Genomic DNA, 23,058 nt, shown 5'->3' on the forward strand with positions numbered 1-23,058 from the left:
TACATTGGCGCGCGCCATGGATCCGGAGCGCCAGCGCCAAGCCGAACAACGCCGCCGAGAGCGGCGCTGGGACCTGTTCGGGCCCTACCTCGCAGAACGCGCGTGGGCCACCGTGCGCGAGGATTACAGCGACGACGGCGACGTCTGGCGCTACTTCCCCCACGACCACGCGCGCTCGCGGGCCTACCGGTGGAACGAGGACGGCCTCCTCGGCATCAGCGACGAGCACCAGCGGCTGTGCTTCGCCCTGGCGCTGTGGAACGAGCGCGACCCGATCTTGAAGGAGCGGCTGTTCGGGGTCACCGGGCCGCAGGGGAATCACGGCGAGGACGTCAAGGAGGTCTACTTCTACCTCGACAACACGCCAACCCATAGCTACATGCGGGCGCTTTACAAGTACCCGCAGGCGGCGTTCCCGTACGAGCGCCTGCTCGCCGAGAACGCCCGCCGCCGCCGTGACGAGCCCGAGTTCGAGCTGGTCGACACCGGCGTGTTCGACGGCGGCCGCTACTTCGACGTGTTCGTCGAGTACGCCAAGGCCGGCCCGACCGACATCCTCGTTCAGATCACCGCGCACAACCGCGGCCCCGATCCGGCCCCGCTGCACCTGCTGCCGACGCTGTGGTTCCGCAACACCTGGGCCTGGTCCGACGACCCGCGCGTCCCCACCCTCACCCCGGCCCCGCGCCCCGACGGCCTGCCCGCGCTGGTCGCCGAGCACCGCGAGCTCGGCGAACTGTGGTTCGTCAGCGAGGCCCCCGGCGCCCTCCTCTTCACCGACAACGAGACCAACGCCGCGCGCCTGTTCGGCGCCGACAACCGCACCCCGCACGTCAAGGACGCCTTCCACCGCCACGTCGTCGACGGTGAGTCCGGCGTGCTCGCGGCGGCCGGCACCAAGTCGGCCGTCCACCTGCGCGCCGTCGTCGCTCCCGGCGCGAGCTGGACGGTCCGCCTGCGCCTGTCCCCAAAGACAGCATCACCACAGTGCCCCGACGAGCCGGTCCTGGACCCCGAGCTCGCCGCCCCGTTCGCCGACTTCGACGCCTTGATGCGAGCTCGCCGGGCCGAGGCCGACACGTTCTACGACGGCGTGCGCGCCGACATGACGGTCGACGAGCGGCAGGTGTTCCGCCAGGCGATCGCCGGCCTGCTGTGGTCCAAGCAGTTCTACCACTACGTCGTGCGCGACTGGCTCGCCGGCGACCCGGCTCAGCCGCCGCCGCCGCGCGAGCGGACGCGCGGGCGCAACACCGACTGGCGGCACCTCTACAACCACCACGTCCTGTCGATGCCCGACACCTGGGAGTACCCGTGGTACGCGGCCTGGGACCTGGCGTTCCACTGCATCCCGCTGGCGCTGGTCGACCCCGAGTTCGCCAAGTCGCAGCTCGACCTGCTGACGCGCGAGTGGTTTCTGCACCCGAACGGGGCCATGCCCGCGTACGAGTGGAACTTCAGCGACGTGAACCCGCCGGTGTTCGCGTGGGCGACCTGGCGGGTCTACAAGATCGAGCAGCGCCACGGCGGCAAGGGCGACCGCGCCTTCCTCGAGGCGATGTTCCACAAGTTGCTGCTGCACTTCACCTGGTGGGTCAACCGCAAGGACTCGGCCGGCAAGAACATCTTCCAGGGCGGCTTCCTCGGGCTCGACAACATCGGCGTGTTCGACCGCAGCGCCGGCCTCCCGAGCGGCGGCGTGCTCGAGCAGAGCGACGCCACCGCGTGGATGGGCATGTTCTCGCTCAACATGATGACGATGGCGCTCGAGCTGGCGCGCGAGAATCCCGTCTACGAGAAGATCGCCAGCAAGTTCTTCGAGCATTTCCTGTCGATCGCCGACGCCATGAACAACCTCGGCGGCGAGGGCATCGGCCTGTGGGACGACCAGGACGAGTTCTTCTACGACGTCCTGCACCTGCCTGATGGCCGCGCCCTCCGCTTGCGGGCGCGCTCGCTGGTCGGCCTGATCCCGCTGCTCGCCGTCGAGACCATCGAGCCGCTGCTGCTCGAGCAGATGCCTGGATTCCGCCACCGCCTCGAATGGTTCCTCGCCCACCGCCCCGACCTCGCGCGCCTGGTCTCGCGCTGGTACGAGCCGGGCGCCGGCGAGCGCCGCTTGCTCGCCCTCGTCCGCGGCAGCCGCATGAAGCGGCTCCTGCGGCGCATGCTCGATCCGGGCGAATTCCTGTCCGACTACGGCGTGCGCTCGATGAGCAAGATCCACGCGACCGAGCCGTACCGCCTGCACATCGACGGCGCCACCCTCTCGATCGGCTACGAGCCCGGCGAGTCGCAGACCGGCCTGTTCGGCGGCAACAGCAACTGGCGCGGCCCGGTGTGGTTCCCGATCAACTTCCTCCTGATCGAGGCGCTACAGAAGTTCCACCACTACTACTCCGACGACTTCCGCGTCGAGTGCCCGACCGGCTCCGGCCACTACCTGTCGATCCGCGAGATCGCCGACGAGCTGTCGCGCCGCCTCACCCGCATCTTCCTGCCCGACGCCAAAGGCCGCCGCCCTTACGCCGGCGACGACCCGCGTCAGCACGACCCGCACTGGCGCGACCACCTGCTGTTCCACGAGTATTTCCACGGCGACACCGGCCAGGGCCTCGGCGCCAGCCACCAGACCGGCTGGACCGCCCTGGTCGCCAAGCTGCTGCTGCAGCAGTGCCCTCCGCCCGACGACGACCACTAGGCCGCTTCGACGAAGACCTGGAAGCCGCCAGCGTCGCCGAGGTGCGCACGATCGCCGGCGCCTTCCACCGACCTCCGAGAACGCCCGAGCGCGCAGTCGATCGAGATCGCCGCGCCATCGATCCGTGAATCACAGCCCCTTGACGGCGCTGGCGCCGGCGGCCGATCGTGCGCGTCATGCCGTTCCGGTGCCTTCTCTTGTCGCTCCTCGTCTCGGGATGCGCGACCCACTACCAGCTCGACGTCGTCGCTTCCGAGCCCGCGCGGCTGCCTCCCGGCATGTCCCCGCTCGACGCGTCGGCGTGCCCGTCGGCCGCGTGGCGGACGAGCTACGACTGGCGCGCGTCCCCCGACGATCGGCGCGGGCGTGGCAAGCCGGTGCGCGTCAGCAGCCGCTGCGCGGACCTCGCCACGCAGGCACAGGCGGGCAAGGTGGAGCTCGCCGGCGACGCAAAGATCGAGCTGACCGGCTCCGCGCGGGGCCCGGGCCCGGCGGAACATCGCATGCTTCAGGAGTTCAGCTTCGACGACGGGAGCGGCGTCGTCGACATTCGCGACACCAACGGCCGCCCACGCACGATCGGGCAGGTGAAGCGCATCGAATACCACAGCAACGTGGTGATCATCCGTGTAGCCGACGGGTCCGGCTTCATCGTCGATCCGCAAGCGGTCCTCGGCGTGCACTGGAACGCCGACGCGGCGAAGAAGTGAGCGCATCTCGAGCGATGCACTCGAAAGACATGCTCCAAGCGACATGTCTCGCTCGCGTTCACGCAGGCGAGTGGCCCCGCGTCACCCGCCGAGCGTCAGTCGTCCAGCGCCTCGGCCTCGTCGCCCTCGAGGTCGAGCTCGAGGTTCTCGTAAAAGTCGTCCGACACGACGAACAGCGGCCAGTCGGGCTCGATCTCGACGAAGCCGCGGCGCTCCTGGAACATCGCCACGTCGTCGAATTCTCCCTGGTACCAGCCCCACAGGAAGCGCACCCGCAGCGGGTCGAGGTTGCGGGCGCGCAGCTCGTCGACCACGTCCGCGATCTCCTGCTCGTCGAACTCGTCGATGTAGCTCTCCGCCTCGTCGATCAGCTTGCCCAGGTGGGCGATGCCCCGCTTCGTCAGCTTGTACAGCTGCGACTTGCGATCGATCTCGATGAAGCCGTCCATCACCAGCTTCTCGAGCACCTCCTCGAGCGGAGCGTGCTGCGGCTCGAGCAGCACGGGCAGGCGGATCCCGCCTTCGCCGCCCTTGAGGTCGAGCTTCTTGAGGACGAAGATCCCGGCGTAGACGAGCTTCTTGGCGTGCGAGACGGTCATGGTGCTCCTGTCAGCAGCTGTGCCAGCGTGCGGCCTCGAGCTGGACGAATCCGTCGCCGGCGAGCGACCAGTCGGTCGCTCCGGCCCGGCGGCGCAGCCAGGCGACCACGTCGCCTGTCCCGTAGTACATGCGCCGTCCGGCCAGGGCCGGCGGCTTGGATATCCGCGCGCGCCGCGGGTTGCACAGCGCGAGCACGATCGTCCTGGCGTCGCCGACGATCGCCGGCACCCGCGTGGCGAGGAACTCCGACAGCAGCGCGATCGCCGAGTCGGACTCGTTCAGCGCGAACTCGAGGTTGATGTCGCTCGGCACCCCGCCGCGGCGCGGCACCGCGATCTCGTCCTCGTCCGGGCTGTGGAGCGCGAGAACCAGCGGTGCTTCGACCCACAGCGCCTGCTCCTCGCCGATCAGCTCGACCCCCGGCAGCGCGCACCAGCCGTAGCGCGTGTGTTCGTGGTCGACCGGGACGTCGCCGTCCTGGTCGAGCCCGAACAGCGCCAGCGGCGGCGTCTGCTCGAACGGCAGGTCGCGCAGCGAGGTCATGTCAGGCGCGCAGCAGCACGCGCGACCGCTTCGCCTTGGACCCGAACCCGCCGCCGCGTCGACCGCCACCGCCGCCGCCGCCCGAGCGACCCGAGCCGCCGGAGCCCCAGGCCCCGCCGCGGTTGCCGTACGAGCGGCCGGAGCTGGCGCCGGACTTGGGCGGAAACTTGCTCGGGTTGGCCGCGCGATGGCTGTCGCGGTGAGCCGCGAGCGCCCCGGCGCGGGCCGGGCTGGTGCTGTAGGGCGTCATGTACATGGGTCGGTAGCCCGGCATGAACATGTTGCTGAGGAACGAGCCGAGCATCATGCCCGCGGCGATGTCCCACATCGGCGAGCGGTAGTGCGAGTAGCCCCCCGCGCCGGCGATCTGGTACTGCGCCGCGCCCTCGCCGACGACGTCGCGCTTGATCGTGAAGATCTTCTCGGACTCGCCCGCGGCGCCGTCGCCGTCCTTGTCGAAGAAGCCCGTGACGACCTGGGACTTGTCGTCCTGGTCCTTCACCGAGATGCTGACGACCTCGTCGCCGGTGTAGATCTCGTTGACGCGCTTCTCGAAGTCCTCCGGCCCCTCCGCGTCACGGTAGGCCTGGTTGATCGCGTCCCAATCGATCTCGACCCGCGTGTCTTCGGTGACGACCCAGCGCTCGTTCGAGCGCTCCGACCCGCAACCGGTGACTCCGCCTAGCGCGACCGCCGCCGACAACGCGACGACGAGAGGACGGCCTGCAACCTTGGACAGTGGACTTTTCATGGATTTCTTCCGCAGCGCGAAAACCTCCGCGTGCATCGCAAAAACTAATGCCCAGGGCCACCCCCGTCAAGGATCGAGGCGGCCTGCCCGCGCGTGTGCTCACGGACCCGCGGTCGCGTCCGCCTTGTCGCCGTCCTTTGCGGCGGCGCTCGCGGAGCCGTTGGCTCGGCCTGGCGCCTTCTTGGCCGCCTGTCCCGCCGCCGCCTCGATCGCGGCGTCTTCGCTGGGCCGCTCGCCGGCCGCGCCGCGGAACTCCTCGGGCAGCTCCGAGCCGTCGACGCGCTCGAGCAGGATCAGCCCCATCGTGTCTTCGAGCGTGCGGAACTTGTTGCGCTCGACCAGGCGCTTGTAGCGGCGCTCGTCGTCCTTGCTGAAGCTGTAGACGTCGGTAAACAGGACCACGTATTGCGCGTCGGCAATCATCGGCCAGTGGTACGCGTGGCGGCGGTTCGAGAAGTGCGGGCCGATCTCGTGGCTGACCGACACCTTCGAGTCCGGCCCGATGCGCGCCACGATCTCCTGCACCTTCGCGTAGCGGTCCTTCATCGCCTGCGTCGGCCGCCGCTCGAGGCGGGTCCAGCCGGCCACGAACGACGCGTTCTCGAACAGCACCCCGCGCTTCCACGACACCAGCAGCGACCCGGTCAGCATCCCGAGCAGCAGCGTCCACGCCACGCGCGCGCGGGCCAGCCCGAGCCGGCGCAGGCGCTCGCTGTCGACCGCGCGGGCCACCCCGTCGGGCAGCGCCGCGAACAGCATCGGGAACAGCAGCGCCGAGTATTGATAGTGGAGCGAGAACAGGTGCTTGCGGCTGGCCAGCCCGAGGAACAAGAGCCCATGGAGCATCAGCACCACCTTGCGGCCGGCGGCGAACGGCAGCGCCAGCAGCGGCAGCAGCAGGTGGAAGAAGAACAGCAGCTTCTCCTCCTTGAACAGCACCTGCAGCGCGAACAGCGGGTTGACCAGCAGCGTGGTGAACAGCCCGCGCGCGCCCTCCTTCTCGTGCGGGATCATCTCCTCGTAGAAGTAGATGTACGAGTACGCCTTGTCGGCCGACATCAGCAGGCTCGAGTCGGCCATCACGAACGCCTTGACGAACGCGAGGTACACTAGGCTGACGGCGATCGTCGCCAGGCCGGTGCGCGTGCGACCGATGAGGATCGCGTAGGCGCCGATGAAGCAGTTGAGCAGGCTCATGTCCTCGCGCGTCGCCAGCAGCAGCGCGAACACCAGCCAGTAGCGGCGCATCCCGCCGATGTCGAGCAGGTACACCGCCCACATCGCCAGCGGCACCATCAGCGCCACCGAGTGGAAATCGAACATGTTGACCCCGTGCAGCGCGGGGTACAGGAAGTAGACGATCGTCAAGATCGTCGCCATCCACTCGTTCTTCAGCCGGCGCCGCGCCAGTAGCCACAGCGGCAGCGCCCCGCTGGCCAGCCACAGCGTCTGGACCACCAGCAGCGTCTCGGCGTGCGGGTACAGCAGGTAGATCGGCGCGATCAGCAGCAGGATCGGGTCGAAGTGCGCCGACATGTGATTGCCGCCGCGGATCAGCGAGCAGTCGAGGAAGTGGCCGTGCGCCGTCTGCCACACCAGGTTGTCGTAGATCCCGAGGTCGTAGACCGTCGACGCCAGGTTGCGGTGGTCGAGCAGCGCGAACCAGCACAGCAGCGCGCAGTAGCCGACGAATCCGGCGGCGAACACCGCGCGAGCCAGGCGAGGATCGCGGGCCGGCACGAACGGGTCCTCCGGCGGCGCGAACCGCTTGAGCCCGAGCGCGCGGTAGAAGAACGTCATCGCCAGCGCGGTGACGGCCGCGATCATGAACGAGGTGAAGATCGGGTGCTTGACCTCGACGCGGGCCACGCTGATGCCGATCAGCAGCGGCCCGGCGAGCAGCGCGAAGGCCCAGCGGTTGGTCGCGGCGAACGACGCGCCGAGCGACAGCCCGGGCTCGGTCCGCCGCCGGCGCCGCCACAGCGCCACGTACGCCGCCGTGGTCGCCACGATCGAGACCGCCACCGCCGCCAGCACCTCGAACCGCTGGTCGATCGACAGGTCATTGCGGACCACGTAGCGGAGCGCCGGGGCGCGCAGCAGCGGCCACAGCGTGAGCCCCGGTGAGATGGCGATCAGCAGGTACAGCGGACCCCAGCTCCACAGCTGCGCGACCGTCGCGTCGATGGCCCGCAGCAGGCGTCCCTTCGGCGGTTCGGTCTCCGGTGTCGTCGTCATAAAGCCTGTCTCGCACGGCCCGCAGCGGGCCAAAGGACCGCGTTCTCGGGGGCTCGGAAAAGAGGGCGGGAGTGTACCAGCGGGCCCAGCAGCCCAGCAAGCCGCGGCCTTTTGCGGCACACTTCCACCCGTCGTGCTCCTGTTTCTCGTCCGTCACGCCATCGCCGCCGAAGCCACGCCCGACCGCCCTGACGCCTCACGCCCGCTCACCCCCGCGGGCGAGCGCAAGTTCGCCGCCGCGGTGAAGGGCGCGCGTCGACTCGGCTGGCGCTTCGACCGCCTTTATCACAGCCCGCTCTTGCGCGCGGTTCAGACCGCGGACCTGCTGCAGCCGCTGCTGGAGGGTCCGCGCCAGACCCTGCCGGACCTCGCGCGCCCGCCCGACATCGAGATGCTCGCGCACGTCGAGGGCGAGCGTGTCGCGCTGGTCGGTCACGAGCCGCATTTGAGCGCCCTGCTCGCCTGGCTGACCGCCGGTGAGATCGCTCGCGGCGAGCGGTTTCCGCTCAAGAAGGGCGGCGTCGCCGTCCTCTCCGGACCGCTGCGTCCGGGGTCGATGGAGCTGCAGGCGCTGGTTCTGCCGAAAATGCTGCGATTGCTCGGCGCCTGATACCCTGCTGCCCGCTGCGATCATGGCGCCCGTCGAGCTCACCCATCCGAGTCTCTACATCAATCGCGAGCTCAGCCAGCTCGAGTTCCACCGCCGCGTGCTCGAGCAGGCGATGGACCCGCGCGTCCCGCTGCTCGAGCGCCTGCGCTTCACCACGATCGTCAGCACCAACCTCGACGAGTTCTTCGAGGTCCGGGTCGCCAGCATCAAGGAGCAGGTCGGCTTCGGCCTGCCGCAGGTCGGCCCCGACGGCCGGACCCCGCAGGACGCCCTGCGCGCGCTCAAGGAGCAGGCGCAGAAGCTCGTGCGCGAGCAGTACATGTTCCTGCAGCAGCAACTGCTGCCCGCGCTCGCGGCCGAGGGCATCCGCCTGCTCAAGCTCTACACCTGGACCCCGGAGCAGAGCGCCTGGCTCGAGGACTACTTCGACCGCGAGGTCTTGCCGGTGCTCACGCCGATCGGCCTCGACCCGTCGCACCCGTTCCCCAACATCCAGAACAAGAACCTCAACCTGATCGTCGCCCTCGCCGGCAGCGACGCGTTCGGCCGCGACAGCGGCACCGCGGTGGTGCAGATCCCCCGCAGCCTGCCGCGCCTGGTGTTCCTGCCGCCCGGCGTCGCCGACTGCCCGCACGGCTACGCCCTGCTCGGCTCGATCGTCACCACCTTCGTCCACAAGCTGTTCTCCGGCATGCAGGTCCGCGGCTGCTACCAGTTCCGCGTCACCCGCGACAGCGACCTGTGGGTCCAGGAGGAGGACGTCGAGGACCTGCTCAACGCGCTCAAGGGCGAGCTGCGGACCCGCAACTTCGGCGACGCCGTGCGCCTCGAGGTCAGCGACACCTGCCCGCCCGAGATGGCGGACTTCCTGCTCAGCAAGTTCGACCTCCAGCCCGACGACCTGTACCGCGTCGACGGCCCGGTCAACCTCCACCGCCTGGCCGCGATCTACGACGTCATCAAGCGGCCCGAGCTCAAGTACCCGCCGTTCATCCCCGGGCCGCGGCGCACGCCCGGCGCCGAGGTCGACCTGTTCGCCGAGCTGCGGCGCGGCAACATCCTGCTGCACCACCCGTACGAGAGCTTCTCGCTGGTGCTCGAGCTGGTGCGCCAGGCCGCGCGCGACCCCAAGGTGCTGGCGATCAAGCAGACGCTCTACCGCACCGGCGCCGACTCGCCGATGGCCGAGGCGCTGCTCGAGGCGGCCCGCGCCGGCAAGGAGGTCACCGCCGTGGTCGAGCTGCGGGCCCGCTTCGACGAGGCCGCCAACATCGACCTCGCCACCCGGCTGCAGCAGGCCGGCGTCACCGTGGTCTACGGCATCGTCGGCTACAAGACCCACGCCAAGGCGTTGCTGATCGTCCGCCGCGAGGACGGCCGCTACCGCCGCTACGTCCACCTCGGCACCGGCAACTACCACAGCGTCACCGCCCAGTTTTACACCGACTTCAGCTTCCTCACCTGCGACGACGCGATCGGCGAGGACGTGCACAACGTGTTCATGCAGCTCACCGGCCTGGGCAGCGTGCCGCGCATGAACAAGCTGCTCGTCTCGCCGTTCACCCTGATGGACCGGCTGATCGCCCTGATCGACCGCGAGGCCGACAACGCCCGCCAGGACAAGCCCGCGCGCATCATCGCCAAGCTCAACGCGCTCACCGAGGTCAAGGTCATCGAGGCCCTCTACCGCGCCTCGCAGGCCGGCGTGTCCATCGACCTGATCGTCCGCGGCGTCTGCTGCCTGCGCCCCGGCGTGCCCGGCGTGTCCGACAACATCCGCGTGCGCTCGATCGTCGGCCGCTTCCTCGAGCACCACCGCATCTACCACTTCCACAACGCCGGCGACGAGGTCACCTACGGGGCCAGCGCCGACTGGATGTCGCGCAACCTGCTGCGCCGCGTCGAGACCGCGTTCCCGATCGAGGACCCGGCCCTGCGCGCCCGCGTCGTCACCGAGGCCCTCACGACCTACCTGGCCGACAACACCCAGGCGTGGGAGCTGCAGGCCGACGGCAGCTACGTCCGCTGCTGCCCCACCCCCCCGACCGAAGAGGCCCGCCCGGCCCAGGAGACCCTGCTCCGCCTGCTGTCGGCCAACCAGGGCGCCGCCCAGGCCCAGCGCCAGATCCTCGAGGACCTGATGGTCCGCCAGGAAATGCTCGAATAGGCATGTCCCTCAGGACATGCCCCCGGGAGCATGTCCCTTGCGACATGCCCTCGCTACACCCTACTCCGCCAGCGTGATGGCGTCGCGGTCGACCAGCACGTAGGTCTCGAACACCTGGCGGCTGTCCTCGAGATCAGGTTCGCGCGCCGCCTCGGGCGCCAGCCACAGCCCCGCGTTGCCGCCGTAGACCAGCCACGACACGCCGGCGCCGCTGTCTTCGACCGGGCAGGCCCAGGCCGGCGCGTCGGCGTCGAGGCTGCCGTCGGGCCGCCGCTGCAGCCCGCGCGCGCGCCGGGGCCCCGCGCCGTCGAGGTCGACCGTGCGCACCCGCTGCAGCGGCCCCGACCGGCGGAAGGTCAGCTGGACCGGCTCGGTGAACGTCGCGTCGTCGACCTCCACGGTCAAGAAGCCGGAGCTCATGGGCCCGGTATCGCACGGACCCGGCCGCACGTCACCAGCAGCCGCGGCGTGTCGATCGGCGCCCACTGCTCGACCGCGAAGCACCCGCGCCCCAACCACTCGCCCGCGCGCGCCTGCGAGGCCCGCCGGACCAGCTCGGCCCGCGCCGCCCACCGCGACGGCCGCCACAGCGGCACCACCGGCGGGTGCGCCAGCTCGACCAGCGCCCCGCCGTCCTGCACCGCCCGCAGCGCGTCCTCCGGCGGCTCGGCGCCGCCGAGCGCGACGACCACCACCAGCCCGTCGAGCCCGCTCGCCCCCGCCAGCTCGGTCCACCCCAGCCGCTGGCGCAGCGCCGTGGTGGTCGCCCGGGCCGCCCTGCCGCCGCGCCCGCGACCGGCATCCGGACCTGTCCACAAGGCCACCTTCTTGCCGCCCAGCGCAGCGAGCAACCACTCGGCCAGCCCCGGCCCGGGCAGCAGCAGGTCCATGACCCGGGCGGTGTACCACGCCGCGCGAGCGCCGGCCCACGCCGCCGCGGCTGCGTCGCTCGCAAGCACGCCCCTCGCGCGAGCGCGCCCGAGCACGGGCACGATCACCCGAATCCCTGCCGCCCCGAGAATCACTCCGCTGCCCCGAGAATCACTCCGCTCCGAGAATCACTGCCACTCGGACAAACCTGCCCTCGCGACCTCGCATCCCCGTGACCCCGACCTCCCCTCGCGCTCCGCTGCTACAGTCCTCGCCGTGCTCGTCCTCGGCGATCTGCCTGGCCCTGACGCGGCGCCCAAGTCGGCCGTCCTCTCGCGCCTGCTTCACGCCGGCCTCCCGGTCCCGCCCGGCCTCGCCGTCGCGCCCGAAGAGCTCGCCGACCCCGACATCCGCCGCCGCCTCCACGCCCTGCTGAGCGGCGGCCCCGTCATCGTGCGCGCCGCGCTCGCCAGCGAGGACACCGCCGACGCCGCCGCCGCGGGGCTCGGCCTCTCGGTGCCCGACTGCCGCGACCTGGGCGACATCGACCGCGCCGCCGCTGCCATCGCCGACGCCGCCCACGACCCCTGGCTGCTGCGCTACAGCGGCGACGTGCCCGCTTACCAGCTGCTCGTCCAGCGCCAGGTCGAGCGCCGCTGGCTCGCCGTCGCGGCCGCCGATCGCGGCGGCGCCCGCACGCTCGAGCTGCACGACGCCACCCGCCCCGACGCCCTCGCCGCCGGCGCCAGCCCGACCTGGTCCGGCCCGCTCGCGCTCGCCGAACCCGCGCTCGCCGCTGCCATCACGAGTATCTTCGACCATGTCGCATCGGCCATGTCCGAAGTGCCAGCCCTCGACCTCGAGCTCGTCGTCGACCCGACCGGCGCCGTGTGGCTGGTCCAGGCCCGCCCGCTCGCGCGCCCGCTCGTGCCCGGGTGGCCGGAGTTCTGCGCCGCCGTCGCCCCCGACCAGGACCACATCCCCGGCCTGCCCGGCCTGTGGCGGCTGGACGGCGAGCACAACCCGGCCGCGCTCTCGCCCGCGCACGCCGGCGTGATCGCCTGGCTCATCGGCCAGGGATCCAGCCTGCGCGTCCTCGGCGGCTGGCTTTACGAGCGCGCCGCGTCCTCCGGCCGCACCGCCGCCATCGACCCCCACCACGCGCTCGCCGAGCTGCGCCAGCGTCATCTCCCGGGCGCCCGTCGGGCCCTCGAGGGCTTCGTCGCCGGGCTCGCCGGAGATCTGCGCCCGCTGCTCGCCCGCGCGCTCGAGCACCTGCGTGCCATCCTCGTCGTTCACGGCGAAGTCCGCGTCGAGCTCCCGCGCGACCTCCCGCCCCCCGACCCGCAGGCCCTGCTGTCGCTCGACGGTCGCGGCGACTACCTCGACGTCCTGCCCGCTGCCTGGGACATCGCCAGCCCGGCGCTCGCCGACCTGTTCGATCGGTCATGTCTCGAGGGACATCCTGACGGGGCGTCGATCGAGCAGGCGACCTCGTCCTCCGCCGTCCGCGAGATCGTCCCCGCCGACCCGCAGCGAGCCGCGGTCCTGGTGCGCGAGCTCGACGATCACCTGTTCGCGCTCGGCCTGGCCCCGCTGCGGCGGATCTACCTCGCTGCGGGCGAACGCCTCGGGCTCGGCGCCGACGTCTTCCTGCTCGCCCCCGACGAGCTGGACCACGCGCTCGCCGGCCGCGACCTGCCTGATCTCGCCGCACGCCGGCACCAGCAGCAGTACTTCGTCGCGCTGCGACCACCCCCGGCGCTTTACGACGGCCGGCCCGTGCCGCTCTCGCCGCGACGGCGGTGGAGCGGGATCGCCGTCGGCCCGCCGGTGCGCGGCCGCGTCGCCCTTCGCAGCGACCTCGCCGACCTGCTCGCCCGCCCGCCCGAGCCCGACGCCGTCGTCGTCTTGCCGGCGCTCACCGCTCAGGCCGCGGTCGCCTTGCGAGCGCTCGGCGTGCGCGCCGTCTGCTGCGAGTACGGCGGCGCGCTCAGCCACGCCGCCTTGATGGCCCGCGAGCTCGGCCTGTCGGCGCTGATCGGCTGCGCCGGCTGCAGCGAGCTCGCCGATGGCAGCACCGTCGAGCTCGACACCCGCGCCGGTCGCCTCCGCCTTGCCCCCAAGGACATGTCCTGAAGGACAGATCGTTTTCGATCGCCCGGGCCGCGGCGCGGCCTACGCTAGATCTCGTCTTCCGAGAGGTGCTCTTCGCGGAGCTTCGGCGCCGGCCGCGGCTTCGCGGCGGCGGGCGACGCGGCGACCGGCTTGGGCGCGGCGGCCTTGCGCTCCGGCACCTCTATGTCGTCCGGGTCCTCGATCAGCGGCGCCGTCGAGAGGTTGACGCGGGCGCGCAGCTCCTTGCCGACCTTGAAGAATGGCAGGCGCTTCGGCTTCACGTGCACGGACCCGCCGGTGCGCGGGTTTCGGCCCTCGTAGGACTTGTACTGCCGCACCGTGAAGCTGCCGAAGCCGCGGATCTCGATGCCCTCGCCGCGGACCATCGCTTCCGTCATGGCCCCGAAGATCGTCCCGACGACCAACTCGGCCTTGCCCTTGGTCAGCTTCGCAGCTTCGGACACGCGCTCGATGAGTTCGGATTTGGTCACGTCGCTGATCTCCGACCGCCGGGGACGATGATGGTAGGCGGAAAAAACGAGAGATCTCAAGCAGTAAGACGGACCCCTGAGACCGCTAGGGCACTGGCGGTGGATCGCCTGTTCGGGCGTCCCACGGACCCTCACGTCCGAACAACTCCAGGTTGAGCGCCGACAGCCCGAGACTCGCCTGTGCGGCCAGCCACGCGTACGCCATGCGCACCCGGGCCTGCGGACCGCCGACCCGGACCAATAGCGCGAGATCCGCGGGCCAGCGATCTGCCGCCGGCGTGCCCTTGACGAACGCCAGCAGCCCTGCTGGCCCGTCCTTGCCCGCCGTCGCCCGGCGCCACGCCAGCAGGTCGCCCAGCAGCGGATGCAGGTCGGCCCACAGCGCCACCGGAGCCGCCCCGGCCTCGCGCCAGCGCGCGCGCGGCTGTTCCTCCGCCGCCGCGCCCGCGGCCGCTTGCTCCTTGCGCAGCTGACAGCGAGCCGGGCCGGCCAGCTGCGACTCGCGGAGCGACCCGGGCCACCGCTCGGCTGCCGCACGGATGGCCGCGGCCTGGGCCGGTCCGCCGGGCAGCGCCTCGAGGGCGGCCAGGGCCGCGTACTTGGCGGCCATCGCCGCACACGTCGCCCGGTCGAGGGGCCGGTCCCAGTAGCGGGCCCGCCAGCACGAGAGCGCGCCCGTCGACGGATCGGTCACACCACCAGTGTAACCCTGCTATGGTGAGGCCGAGCGCCCGGAAATTTCCGCGGAAAGGTTGTCGGATCGGTGACACGCAACGCCCGCCCCATGGATCAGGCCCTGCCGATCACCGATCTGTTCGCCACCGACGCGACCACCGAAGCCGCCGCTCCGAACGACGAGCGCGCCGCCGGCTACCTCACCACCGAGGAGCAGCTCGTCCTCGCGGGCGCGCGCGCCGGCAACCCGCGGGCGCTGCGACAGTTCTACGAGGCGCATCAGTCGCAGGTCCGCGGCCACCTCTATCGCCTGCTCGGGCCCGACAGCGAGATCGACGACATCGTCCAGACCGTGTTCGCCCGGGCCTTCGCGGCGCTCGCCACCTTCAAGGGCAACTCGGCCCTCAGCACGTGGCTGTACCGGATCACCACCAACACCACGCACAACCTGCTGCGCCAGCGCTTCCGTCGCAACCGCGTCAAGTCGGCCTTCCAGTGGTGGACCGACGGGCGTGACGCCCACCTGCAGACCGGCCGCGTCGACGTGCGCGGCGAGGCCGAGCGGCTGCTGCAGCGGCTCGCGCCGGACCTGCGCGAGGTCTTCGTCTTCTATCACTACGAAGGCCTGACCCTGCAGGAGATCTCCCAGATCCTCGACAAGCCGGTCTCGACGGTCGGCGACCGGCTCACGCGCGCCCGCAAGCGCCTACACGACCTCGTCCACGGCGACGCATGAACCCCGCCCTCCACGACGACTCTGCTCCGCGCTACGGCTGCCTCGAGTGCCGCGAGGACGCCGAGCTCGTCGTGGGCGATCGCCTGCACGCCGAGGGTCTCGCCCGCTACCACGCCCACCTGCGCGGCTGCGAAGGCTGTCGTCGCGCCCATCAATTGCTCTCTGCCGTCTACCGCGGCCCCGACCCGGGCAGCTCGGGCCACGGCATCGTCGCCCGCGATCGCGAGTTCACCGCGATCCTCCGCAAGGTCCGCGCCGCGGCACCTGTCTCTTGGTACAGGCAGAACGTCAGCCTCGTCGGCGTCGCCGCCCTCGCCGCGGCGCTCGCCTGGGTGGTCGTCCGCCCTGAAGGCGGCCCCGCCTCGCAGGTCGCCTCCCGCGACCTCCCCGACCTGCTCGCCCGCCAGCCCACGGGTCCCGCCGCCCAGTCCGAGCCCGCGCGCGCCGCCGGCCTCGATCACCACGCCCAGGCCGACTACGGCCGCGTCGTCGCCGGCAACAGCTTCGTCGCCGAGGGCGAGCGCCCCGTCGCCACCGACACCTTCCCGGTCGGCACCCGCTTCGAGGTGTTCCCGGGCAGCAGCATGCAGATCGGCCTGGTCGGGAAGATCCTCGCCAACTTCGGCAGCGGCTCCGAGATCCACTGGACGCGCGCCGACCCTGGCCTCGTCGAGCTCGACCTGCGGCGCGGCATGATCGCCGTCCGCTACGAGCGACTGCCCGCCGACCCGATCCTCAAGATCCGCACGCCCTCCGCGATCGTCCGCGTCGTCGGCACCGTCTTCACCGTCGAGGTCGACGACGACGGCGACACCGCCGTGGCCGTGCTGCGCGGCGAGGTCGAGGTCCTCGACCTCAAGAGCGAGGACCTGCTCGCCGAGGTCAGCGCCGGCTATCGCTTCGACGTCGCCCGCTCGACCTACGCCGACGTCGGTCGCCCCGAGGTCGGCCTCGCCATGCCGCTGTCCGACGGCGACGGCGACGGTCAGTTCGTGTTCGCCGACGGCACCATCCCGCCCAGCTGGGTCGTGCCCGGCCTGCCCGACGTGCCCGGCCTCCGTCGCCTCGAGCACATCGTCGTCCGCACCGCCGACGCCCGCCCGCGCCTCGAGCGTCCGCACGCCGCCTCGCACAAGCGCGGCCGCGAGGCCCGCGGCGACGACGGCCAGGCCCTCATCGACAAGCTCGTGCGCGAGACCCGGGCCTCGCGCCGCGAGCAGCTCATGGCCTCGCTCGCCCACTGCCAGGGCCTCTACGAGTCGGCCGAGACCCGCTACCTCTCGGCCCGCTGCCTCACCCAATTCATGAGCGAGCACGGCGACGACGACATCGCCGAGGGCCACCTCCTGATCGGCATCCTGCGCATGGACTTCGCCAACGACTACCCTGCCGCCAAGCAGGCGTTCGAGAAGTTCCTCGCCCGCGCCCCCGACCACGCCGACGTCGAGCTCGCGCGCTACCGGCTGTGGCTCGCCAGCACCGAGAACGGCGACATCCACGAGGCCATCGAGCACGGCCGCGATTACTTGCGGCGTCACCCCGACGGCAAGTACGCCGGCAAGATCCTCCAGCGCTTCCCTCAGCTCGTCTCCGAGCTGTAGCGCCGAGGTCCGCACGCGCCTCGCGGCGCCGATGAACGTGCCAACGGCGTTCGCCGGAGGCCCGTCCGCGGCCGATCGCCGCGCCACGCCTCGACCGGCGCTCGCCACGTCGCCGTGCTACACCGCGACGTGCGGCTCCAGGGCCGCGGGACGACCTCTGCTCTCGAAAAGGAGTCAACGATGCCGAAGCGCATCCGCGTAGAAAATATGACAGTGACGACCACGCCGGCGCAGGTGCTCGCCGGCTTCGACAACTTCGGATCGATCACCCGCTGCCAGCTCGAGTTCGACGACGAGGGCGCCTCGACCGGCGTCGCCCACGTCGAGTTCGCGAGCACCCAGGCCGGCGCCGCCGCGATCGCCTCGATGAACGAAAAGCCGTTCAACGGCGCGACCATCCGCGTCCGCGAAGACGCTTGAACCGGGCGACGCTTGTCGCCACGACGGGAGCTCGCTAGCCTGCCCGCGTGCAGCTCGTCGACCTCACGTTTGACCGACCGGACCTGCTCGAACAGGCAGCCGAGCTGCTCCACGCGCGGATGCCCGAGGGCTGGCCGGACCTCGACGCCGCGCGCGACGAGGTCGACGCGGCGCTGGACCCGGCCCGGATCGCGCGGGCCGTGGTCGCCGGCGACGAGCTCCTGGGGTGGGCCGCGGTCAACGAGCGCTACACGGATCACGTGTGGGAGATCCACCCGCTCGTGGTCCGGGTCGACCGCGAGCGCAGCGGCGTCGGTCGCATGCTCGTCCGTGACCTGGAGGATCACGTGCGCGCCATGGGCATCCATACGATGTTCGTCGGCTCCGACGACGAGCTCGGGCTGACTTCGCTCGCCGGCGTCGACCTCTACCCCGACGTCATCGGCCACCTCGCGCGCCTCCAGGACCTGCGCGGCCACCCGCTCGGGTTCTATCGAAAACTCGGTTATTCGGTGATCGGCGTCATGCCCGACGCCAACGGCTTCGGCCAGCACGACATCTGGCTCGCCCGTCGGCTGATCCCCCCAGCCTGACATCGAAGTCATGGCGACCACGCACGTGATCTGCGATCGCGAGAATTGGTTGACGCCTTCGCAAGTCCATCTACCCTCGGTGTCATGACTTTGCTTCGCGTCTCTTCCTCCTTTATCGCCCTGGCGCTCGCCATCACCGCCTGCCAGCCCGACGGTCCCGATGGTGGTGGTCCCGACGCGGCACCCGAGGTCGAGCAGCCCGCGCCCGATCCGTGGATCGCCGAGGAGTATGCGCCGGTCCAGGAGGAGGCCAAGAAGCTCAGCGTCGCCAAGTTCCTCGAGCTCTACCCGCAGCCGGCCTATATCGCCTCCGTCTCGTACGACGCGCTCAAGGCCGCCGGCCTCGATCTCATCCGCCCCTACGCCGGCCTCACCGACGCCCACGACAAGCTGCTCGCCAGCAACGGCTTCGTCGCCGTCGACAGCCCCGACACCCGGACCTTCGCCACCACCTACCTCGACATCTACGACAACGACCTGCCGGTGCTCGTCACCGCCGACAGCATGCTCTACGCGCTGCACAAGTCGTTCGACTCGATGCTCATGTACTTCGAGCGCACCGTCCTCCGCCAGGAGATGGCGACGATGCTCGACACCAGCCACAAGGCCCTCGGCGCCCGCATCGGCAAGCTCCCGCCCGAGCTCGCCGCCGCCGCCGCCGACCTCGACGTCTACCTCACCGTCGGCCGCGCCCTGCTGTCCGGCTTCGCCGAGCCCGTCAGCGACGACAAGGTCGTGCAGGACAAGGTCGACCGGATCCTCGCCGCCGTCACCGGCCTCAAGCCGGCCGGCCTCGACCTGTTCGGCGTCAACGTCGAGTACGACTTCTCCCAGCTCGAGCCGCGCGGCCACTACGAGGACGACACCGACCTCCAGACCTACTTCCAGGCCATGATCTGGCTCGGCCGCACCGACCTCTCGATGGTCGTCTACGACGAGAACCAGAAGCCGCAGTTCAACCGCCGCGGCCTCGATGCCGCCTTCCTCCTGCATCACCTCCTGCAGGACAGCGGCGCCGAGGCCAACTGGAAGCGCATCGACAAGACCATCTCGCTGCTGATCGGCGAGCGCGACAGCATGAGCCCGGCCGACATGACGACCTACATGGACGCGGTCGGGGCTCACACCCCCGAGGAGCTGGTCAAGCTGTCCGACGAGGTCGTCTACAAGGCCCTCATCGACGGCGCCTACGGCCTCCAGCGCATCATGTCGCAGATCATGTACACCGACCCGAACGCGCCGCAGCTGATGCTCCCGCGCGTGTTCCACCTGATGGGTCAGCGCTTCACGATCGACTCGTACGTGTTCAACAACGTCACCTACGACCGCGTGCAGGACCTGCGCACCGGCACCAAGGTCACGCGCATGCTGCCGAGCGAGCTCGACGTCCAGTTCGTGCTCGGCAACAACGCCGCCGCCCACCACCTCGAGCCCGAGCTCGACGAGTACGGCTACCAGGGCACGCTGCACGAGATGCGCTTCCTGGTCGACAGCCACCCGCAGGAGTTCTGGGACGCCAACTTCTACAACGGCTGGCTGGCGGCCATCCGCGCGCTCGGCGACCACAGCGAGTTCGACAACCTGCCCGAGTCGATGCGCACCGCCGCGTGGGCCGACAAGGGCCTCAACACCCAGACCGCCTCGTGGGCCGAGCTGCGCCACGACACCCTGCTCTACGTCAAGCAGTCCTACTCCGGCGGCAACGGTTGCGAGTACATCGACGCCTACGTCGAGCCGGTGCCCGCGCTCTACAACCGCCTCGCCCACCTCGGCGACCTCGGCCTCGAGCTGACCGGCGAGCTCGCCGGCGAGGGCTTCGAGGTCGCCAACGCCCAGACGTTCTTCACGCACCTGAAGGACGTGTCGACCACGCTCGAGAGCATCGCCCAGAAGGAGATCGACGGCCAGGCGCTGACCACCGGCGAGTACGACTTCCTCCGCGGCACGATCGAGATGGAGCTCGTCGGCTGCGGCGAGGTCCAGTACGACGGCTGGTACGGCAAGCTGTTCTTCGACCAGGCGAAGATCGCCGAGTTCGAGCCGACGATCGCCGACGTGCACACCGCCCCGACCGACGCCGCCGGCGTCGAAAAGGGCTGGGTCCTGCACGCCGCCACCGGCCGCCCGATGCTCATGGTCTTCACCCTCGAGGACTGCTCCGGCACCCGCGCCTACGTCGGCCCGGTCTCGAGCTTCCACAGCGTGCTCACCGAGGGCTACGACCGCCAGACCGACTCCGACTGGGCGACCACCCTCTCGGGCGATCCGCCCGCGCGGCCGTCCTGGACCGAGAGCTTCGTCCGCTAGGACGCACCCCCGCCGTCGCTGCGGGCAAAATAACTTCAGGACATGCTCTCATGAGCATGTCCTGAAGCGCATGTCATTCGTCAGCCGAACTGAAGCGCCGCGGCCTTGCAAGGGTCGTCCTGAGCGCGAAGCCTCCGCCTAGTGGGCCTCGACTCGCTACATGTCCCGAATGACATGTCCTGAAGACCCTGCGGCCTCACGTTCGGAACGACGTCATCCTTCGCCCCGTCCCGCCGGGCGAGGCGAACGTCAGCCCTGCCCGTACGCGGCGACCCAGCGCAGGTGCGGCCAGGTGAAGATGCCGTTGTCGTGCCCGTCGGAGAAGCGGATCCCGAGCGCGTAGGCGCCGACCTCGTGCAGCTCGGCGATCGTCACCCCCGCGGGCGGCTCGTGGAACCGGATGCCCGGCGTGTGCCCCTGGCAGGTCGCGCACGGGCACCAGCCGCGCAGCAGTCCCGCTGCCAGCCGCGACACCGCGCCGTCCTCCCAGGTGACCTCGAGGACGGCTTCCTTCACGTGATGGGCGATGTCTACCGGGACCATCGGCACCTCATGGCGGAACCACGCACAGCGGCTGGCCGTTCTCTTCTTCGCACACCGGACACACGGACACGTAGTAGTACGTCTTGCCGGCGTCCTCGACGCACAGCTCGACCTTCACGCCGTCGCCGGTGGACTCGCCGCACTGGCTCTGCATGCCCATCGAGCACTCGCTCTTCGGCGTGTCGGCGCAGGCGCAGCTCCACGACTGCAGCGAACCGACGCAACCGGCCGCCTGCGGTTCGGCGAGGCCCGTGTCACCGCAGCTGCCCGGCGTGCAGAAGGTTTCGTTGAGCTCCCACTTGCCGTCCTGGCACTGCAGCAGCTTGCCGAGGACGCCCGGCCCGGCATCGCAGGCGAGCTCGAGGGGGATCTCGCAACCCCCACCCTCCATCGGATCGTCGCCCGCCGTCCCCATCGTCGTCTCGGTCGTGTCCGTCGTCGAAGTGGTCGTCGTCTCGTCGGTCGTGCTCGTGCTCGTCGTCTCCGTCGTGCTCGTGCTCGTCGTCTCCGTCGTGCTCGTGCTCGTCGACGAAGTGCCGGGCTCCGTGCTCGTGCCCGTCTCGCTCGTGCCCGGACCGACCGTCGTCATCCCGTCGGTCGTCGGCGTCGAGGTCGTCCCGGGCCCGCCCTCGCACTCGTCCTTGCCGAGCTGCAGCACCTCGCCGAGCGCCGGCACCGACAGGTTGTATTTGGCCTCGGCCATCTCGCCCTCGGCGATCCACGTCACCGTGATGTCGGCGGTCAGCGTGCCCGCGGGCGGCGTGAACCCGACCGTCGCGAAGTCATCGTCGAACACGGCCGGATCGGTGATCGGGAACGTCTTTGTCAGAGGTTCGCCGATCGCCCCTTCCGCGCCGTAGCTTTGGATCCGCAGCGACACGCTCGTCGGTGCGCCGCTGACCAGGTCGCACGGGAACAGCTGCAGCTCGACCTCGGTCGGCTTGGCCCCGCACGCGCCGAGCAGCCACACCGTGGCGCCGCCGACCAGCCTCAGGAGGCGAGAATGCACGGCGCGGATTCTACCACAAGCGCCGACCCCGCGTGCGCACCTCTGAACATCGTATCAGTCACGCCCTGAGCCGCCTGGCCGTTCGGACCTGTCCCAAGGGACCTGTCACTGCTGGAGCGAACACCGCTGCGGGCCGCTCGCTCGCTCCCGCGGCCGCGGCGCCTGATCTATGCTCCGCGCCCTTATGTCCGCCCGGGAACTCATCGCCCTCGGCACCGCCAGCCAGGTGCCCACGCGCTATCGCAACCACAACGGCTACCTGCTGCGCTGGGACGACCACGGCCTGCTGTTCGACCCCGGCGAGGGCACGCAACGGCAGATGATCTACGCCGGGGTGACGACCGCCGCGATCACGCGGATCTGCGTGACCCACTTCCACGGCGACCACTGCCTCGGGCTGGCCGGTATCTCCCAGCGCATCTCGCTCGACCGGGTCCAGCACGAGGTCACCGTGCACTACCCCGCCTCGGGTCAGGTCTTCTTCGATCGCCTGCGCCACGCCTCGATCTTCCACGACGTCGCCCACATCACCGCGCGACCGATCCGCGGCCCCGGCACGATCTACGAGGACGCCGACCTCACCCTCTCGACCCTGCCGCTCGACCACGGCGTCGAGGCCTTCGGCTACCGCCTCGAGGAGAAGGCCAAGCGGACCATGCTGCCCGACCGACTGGCCGCCGCCGGCGTGCGCGGGCCGATGGTCCGCCGGCTGATGCTCGAGGGCTCGCTCGAGCTCGACGGCCGCACCATCCACCTCGACGACGTCAGCCTGCCGAAGCCGGGCCAGGTGTTCGCGTTCGTGATGGACACCCGCAAGTGCGCCAACGCGGTGGCGCTGGCCCGCGGCGCCGACATGTTGGTGTGCGAGTCGACCTATCTCCACTGCGACGCCGACCTCGCCCACGACCACGGCCACATGACCGCCGTCGAGGCCGCGACGATCGCCCGCGACGCCGGCGTCCGCCGCCTGGTCCTCACCCACTTCTCGCAGCGCTACCAGGACACCGAGGCCTTCGTCGCCGAGGCCCGCGCGATCCACCCCGACGTGATCGCCGCCCGCGACTGCGACATCATCCCGGTGCCGAAGCGCCGCGAAGCCGGCGCCTGAGGCCCTGCGCGCCGCGATCGCGGCAGCTCTCGAACAGACGGCGCCGCGCCTCGGAGCCAACGCCCCGCGAACTGCGGTCGCGGCCTCTCTGCGAGAGCCGATCCGGTGCCGAAGTTCCTGTTGTTCACGGTCCCTCGACTTCGAGGCCCTTTCTACCCACTACCTCGCGCGGAGGTCGCCGCCGTGTTGCGAAGCGGCAGAGGACTCCGAGGCGGAGCGAAAGGACATGCTCGTAAGAACATGCCCCTTCGAGCATGCCCTTTCGAG

Annotated in this window: 21 protein-coding genes; 11 read left to right on the forward strand and 10 right to left on the reverse strand. The window is 70.6% G+C overall.

Annotation, left to right across the window (positions count from 1 at the left end; all coding sequences use genetic code 11):
- Positions 1-16: 16 nt before the first annotated feature.
- Both POL25_RS16055 and POL25_RS16060 read left to right on the forward strand, forming a co-directional pair.
- Positions 17-2,701 carry an MGH1-like glycoside hydrolase domain-containing protein gene (locus POL25_RS16055; protein ID WP_272086899.1) on the forward strand — a complete coding sequence of 895 codons (2,685 nt, stop codon included), beginning with the start codon at positions 17-19 and terminating at the stop codon, positions 2,699-2,701.
- A 176-nt stretch (positions 2,702-2,877) separates the two neighbouring features.
- Positions 2,878-3,411, forward strand: a complete 534-nt coding sequence (locus POL25_RS16060) for a hypothetical protein (RefSeq protein ID WP_272086900.1) — start codon at positions 2,878-2,880, stop codon at positions 3,409-3,411.
- Between the two features lie 95 nt (positions 3,412-3,506).
- On the opposite strand, the gene POL25_RS16065 is transcribed toward POL25_RS16060, so the two are convergent.
- The 4 genes from POL25_RS16065 to POL25_RS16080 form a co-directional block, all read right to left on the reverse strand.
- Positions 3,507-4,010, reverse strand: coding sequence for a hypothetical protein (locus tag POL25_RS16065; RefSeq protein ID WP_272086901.1), 504 nt, complete (start codon positions 4,008-4,010; stop codon positions 3,507-3,509).
- Positions 4,011-4,020: 10 nt separating this feature from the next.
- A complete protein-coding gene (locus tag POL25_RS16070) occupies positions 4,021-4,554 on the reverse strand; it encodes a hypothetical protein (RefSeq protein WP_272086902.1) in 534 nt (177 codons plus the stop codon).
- 1 nt (position 4,555) lies between these two features.
- The gene (locus tag POL25_RS16075; protein WP_272086903.1) at positions 4,556-5,305 is read right to left on the reverse strand and encodes a hypothetical protein; all 750 of its coding nucleotides are present in this window, start codon (positions 5,303-5,305) and stop codon (positions 4,556-4,558) included.
- Positions 5,306-5,404: 99 nt separating this feature from the next.
- Complete coding sequence (locus tag POL25_RS16080) at positions 5,405-7,543, reverse strand: DUF2079 domain-containing protein (protein WP_272086904.1); 2,139 nt, start codon at positions 7,541-7,543, stop codon at positions 5,405-5,407.
- Between the two features lie 133 nt (positions 7,544-7,676).
- Here POL25_RS16080 and POL25_RS16085 point away from each other — a divergent pair, with 133 nt between their 5' ends.
- Both POL25_RS16085 and ppk1 read left to right on the forward strand, forming a co-directional pair.
- On the forward strand, positions 7,677-8,153 hold the full coding sequence (locus POL25_RS16085; protein WP_272086905.1) for a SixA phosphatase family protein: 477 nt from the start codon (positions 7,677-7,679) through the stop codon (positions 8,151-8,153).
- Positions 8,154-8,175: 22 nt separating this feature from the next.
- Complete coding sequence (gene ppk1, locus POL25_RS16090) at positions 8,176-10,320, forward strand: polyphosphate kinase 1 (RefSeq protein ID WP_272086906.1); 2,145 nt, start codon at positions 8,176-8,178, stop codon at positions 10,318-10,320.
- A 60-nt stretch (positions 10,321-10,380) separates the two neighbouring features.
- Here the strand turns inward: ppk1 and POL25_RS16095 are convergent, their stop codons facing one another.
- Positions 10,381-10,740, reverse strand: a complete 360-nt coding sequence (locus POL25_RS16095; protein WP_272086907.1) for a hypothetical protein — start codon at positions 10,738-10,740, stop codon at positions 10,381-10,383.
- The gene (locus POL25_RS16100; RefSeq protein WP_272086908.1) at positions 10,737-11,210 is read right to left on the reverse strand and encodes a hypothetical protein; all 474 of its coding nucleotides are present in this window, start codon (positions 11,208-11,210) and stop codon (positions 10,737-10,739) included. The genes POL25_RS16095 and POL25_RS16100 overlap by 4 nt, the downstream gene beginning before the upstream one ends.
- Positions 11,211-11,466: 256 nt before the next feature.
- Between POL25_RS16100 and POL25_RS16105 the strand changes: the two genes are divergently transcribed.
- The gene (locus tag POL25_RS16105) at positions 11,467-13,329 is read left to right on the forward strand and encodes a PEP-utilizing enzyme (protein ID WP_272086909.1); all 1,863 of its coding nucleotides are present in this window, start codon (positions 11,467-11,469) and stop codon (positions 13,327-13,329) included.
- Between the two features lie 44 nt (positions 13,330-13,373).
- Here the strand turns inward: POL25_RS16105 and POL25_RS16110 are convergent, their stop codons facing one another.
- Together POL25_RS16110 and POL25_RS16115 are read right to left on the reverse strand one after the other, a co-directional pair.
- Positions 13,374-13,799, reverse strand: a complete 426-nt coding sequence (locus POL25_RS16110) for an HU family DNA-binding protein (protein ID WP_272086910.1) — start codon at positions 13,797-13,799, stop codon at positions 13,374-13,376.
- An 85-nt stretch (positions 13,800-13,884) separates the two neighbouring features.
- The gene (locus POL25_RS16115) at positions 13,885-14,493 is read right to left on the reverse strand and encodes a hypothetical protein (RefSeq protein WP_272086911.1); all 609 of its coding nucleotides are present in this window, start codon (positions 14,491-14,493) and stop codon (positions 13,885-13,887) included.
- Between the two features lie 90 nt (positions 14,494-14,583).
- Here POL25_RS16115 and POL25_RS16120 point away from each other — a divergent pair, with 90 nt between their 5' ends.
- From POL25_RS16120 to POL25_RS16140, 5 genes are all read left to right on the forward strand, one after another.
- Positions 14,584-15,210 carry an RNA polymerase sigma factor gene (locus POL25_RS16120; protein WP_272086912.1) on the forward strand — a complete coding sequence of 209 codons (627 nt, stop codon included), beginning with the start codon at positions 14,584-14,586 and terminating at the stop codon, positions 15,208-15,210.
- Complete coding sequence (locus POL25_RS16125; protein WP_272086913.1) at positions 15,207-16,811, forward strand: FecR domain-containing protein; 1,605 nt, start codon at positions 15,207-15,209, stop codon at positions 16,809-16,811. Before POL25_RS16120 ends, POL25_RS16125 begins: the two co-directional genes overlap by 4 nt.
- Positions 16,812-16,991: 180 nt before the next feature.
- Positions 16,992-17,231 carry an RNA recognition motif domain-containing protein gene (locus POL25_RS16130; RefSeq protein WP_272086914.1) on the forward strand — a complete coding sequence of 80 codons (240 nt, stop codon included), beginning with the start codon at positions 16,992-16,994 and terminating at the stop codon, positions 17,229-17,231.
- Between the two features lie 47 nt (positions 17,232-17,278).
- Complete coding sequence (locus POL25_RS16135) at positions 17,279-17,824, forward strand: GNAT family N-acetyltransferase (RefSeq protein WP_272086915.1); 546 nt, start codon at positions 17,279-17,281, stop codon at positions 17,822-17,824.
- Positions 17,825-17,908: 84 nt separating this feature from the next.
- Complete coding sequence (locus POL25_RS16140) at positions 17,909-20,131, forward strand: DUF3160 domain-containing protein (RefSeq protein ID WP_272086916.1); 2,223 nt, start codon at positions 17,909-17,911, stop codon at positions 20,129-20,131.
- Positions 20,132-20,380: 249 nt separating this feature from the next.
- Here the strand turns inward: POL25_RS16140 and POL25_RS16145 are convergent, their stop codons facing one another.
- The gene (locus POL25_RS16145; protein ID WP_272086917.1) at positions 20,381-20,674 is read right to left on the reverse strand and encodes a gamma-butyrobetaine hydroxylase family protein; all 294 of its coding nucleotides are present in this window, start codon (positions 20,672-20,674) and stop codon (positions 20,381-20,383) included.
- A gap of 7 nt (positions 20,675-20,681) precedes the next feature.
- A complete protein-coding gene (locus tag POL25_RS16150; protein ID WP_272086918.1) occupies positions 20,682-21,683 on the reverse strand; it encodes a hypothetical protein in 1,002 nt (333 codons plus the stop codon).
- A gap of 184 nt (positions 21,684-21,867) precedes the next feature.
- Here POL25_RS16150 and POL25_RS16155 point away from each other — a divergent pair, with 184 nt between their 5' ends.
- A complete protein-coding gene (locus tag POL25_RS16155; RefSeq protein WP_272086919.1) occupies positions 21,868-22,791 on the forward strand; it encodes a ribonuclease Z in 924 nt (307 codons plus the stop codon).
- Positions 22,792-23,058: the final 267 nt, after the last annotated feature.

The sequence above is a fragment of the Nannocystis bainbridge genome (assembly GCF_028368995.1).
Classification (GTDB): Bacteria; Myxococcota_A; Polyangia; order Nannocystales; family Nannocystaceae; genus Nannocystis; species Nannocystis bainbridge.

Bases quoted from the DNA above. Each gene is read 5' to 3' on its own strand.
- POL25_RS16055 (WP_272086899.1), top strand. From the start codon at position 17: ATGGATCCGGAGCGCCAGCGCCAAGCCGAACAACGCCGCCGAGAGCGG.
- POL25_RS16060 (WP_272086900.1), top strand. From the start codon at position 2,878: ATGCCGTTCCGGTGCCTTCTCTTGTCGCTCCTCGTCTCGGGATGCGCG.
- POL25_RS16065 (WP_272086901.1), bottom strand. From the start codon at position 4,010: ATGACCGTCTCGCACGCCAAGAAGCTCGTCTACGCCGGGATCTTCGTC.
- POL25_RS16070 (WP_272086902.1), bottom strand. From the start codon at position 4,554: ATGACCTCGCTGCGCGACCTGCCGTTCGAGCAGACGCCGCCGCTGGCG.
- POL25_RS16075 (WP_272086903.1), bottom strand. From the start codon at position 5,305: ATGAAAAGTCCACTGTCCAAGGTTGCAGGCCGTCCTCTCGTCGTCGCG.
- POL25_RS16080 (WP_272086904.1), bottom strand. From the start codon at position 7,543: ATGACGACGACACCGGAGACCGAACCGCCGAAGGGACGCCTGCTGCGG.
- ppk1 (WP_272086906.1), top strand. From the start codon at position 8,176: ATGGCGCCCGTCGAGCTCACCCATCCGAGTCTCTACATCAATCGCGAG.
- POL25_RS16095 (WP_272086907.1), bottom strand. From the start codon at position 10,740: ATGAGCTCCGGCTTCTTGACCGTGGAGGTCGACGACGCGACGTTCACC.
- POL25_RS16100 (WP_272086908.1), bottom strand. From the start codon at position 11,210: ATGGACCTGCTGCTGCCCGGGCCGGGGCTGGCCGAGTGGTTGCTCGCT.
- POL25_RS16120 (WP_272086912.1), top strand. From the start codon at position 14,584: ATGGATCAGGCCCTGCCGATCACCGATCTGTTCGCCACCGACGCGACC.
- POL25_RS16125 (WP_272086913.1), top strand. From the start codon at position 15,207: ATGAACCCCGCCCTCCACGACGACTCTGCTCCGCGCTACGGCTGCCTC.
- POL25_RS16130 (WP_272086914.1), top strand. From the start codon at position 16,992: ATGCCGAAGCGCATCCGCGTAGAAAATATGACAGTGACGACCACGCCG.
- POL25_RS16140 (WP_272086916.1), top strand. From the start codon at position 17,909: ATGACTTTGCTTCGCGTCTCTTCCTCCTTTATCGCCCTGGCGCTCGCC.
- POL25_RS16145 (WP_272086917.1), bottom strand. From the start codon at position 20,674: ATGGTCCCGGTAGACATCGCCCATCACGTGAAGGAAGCCGTCCTCGAG.
- POL25_RS16155 (WP_272086919.1), top strand. From the start codon at position 21,868: ATGTCCGCCCGGGAACTCATCGCCCTCGGCACCGCCAGCCAGGTGCCC.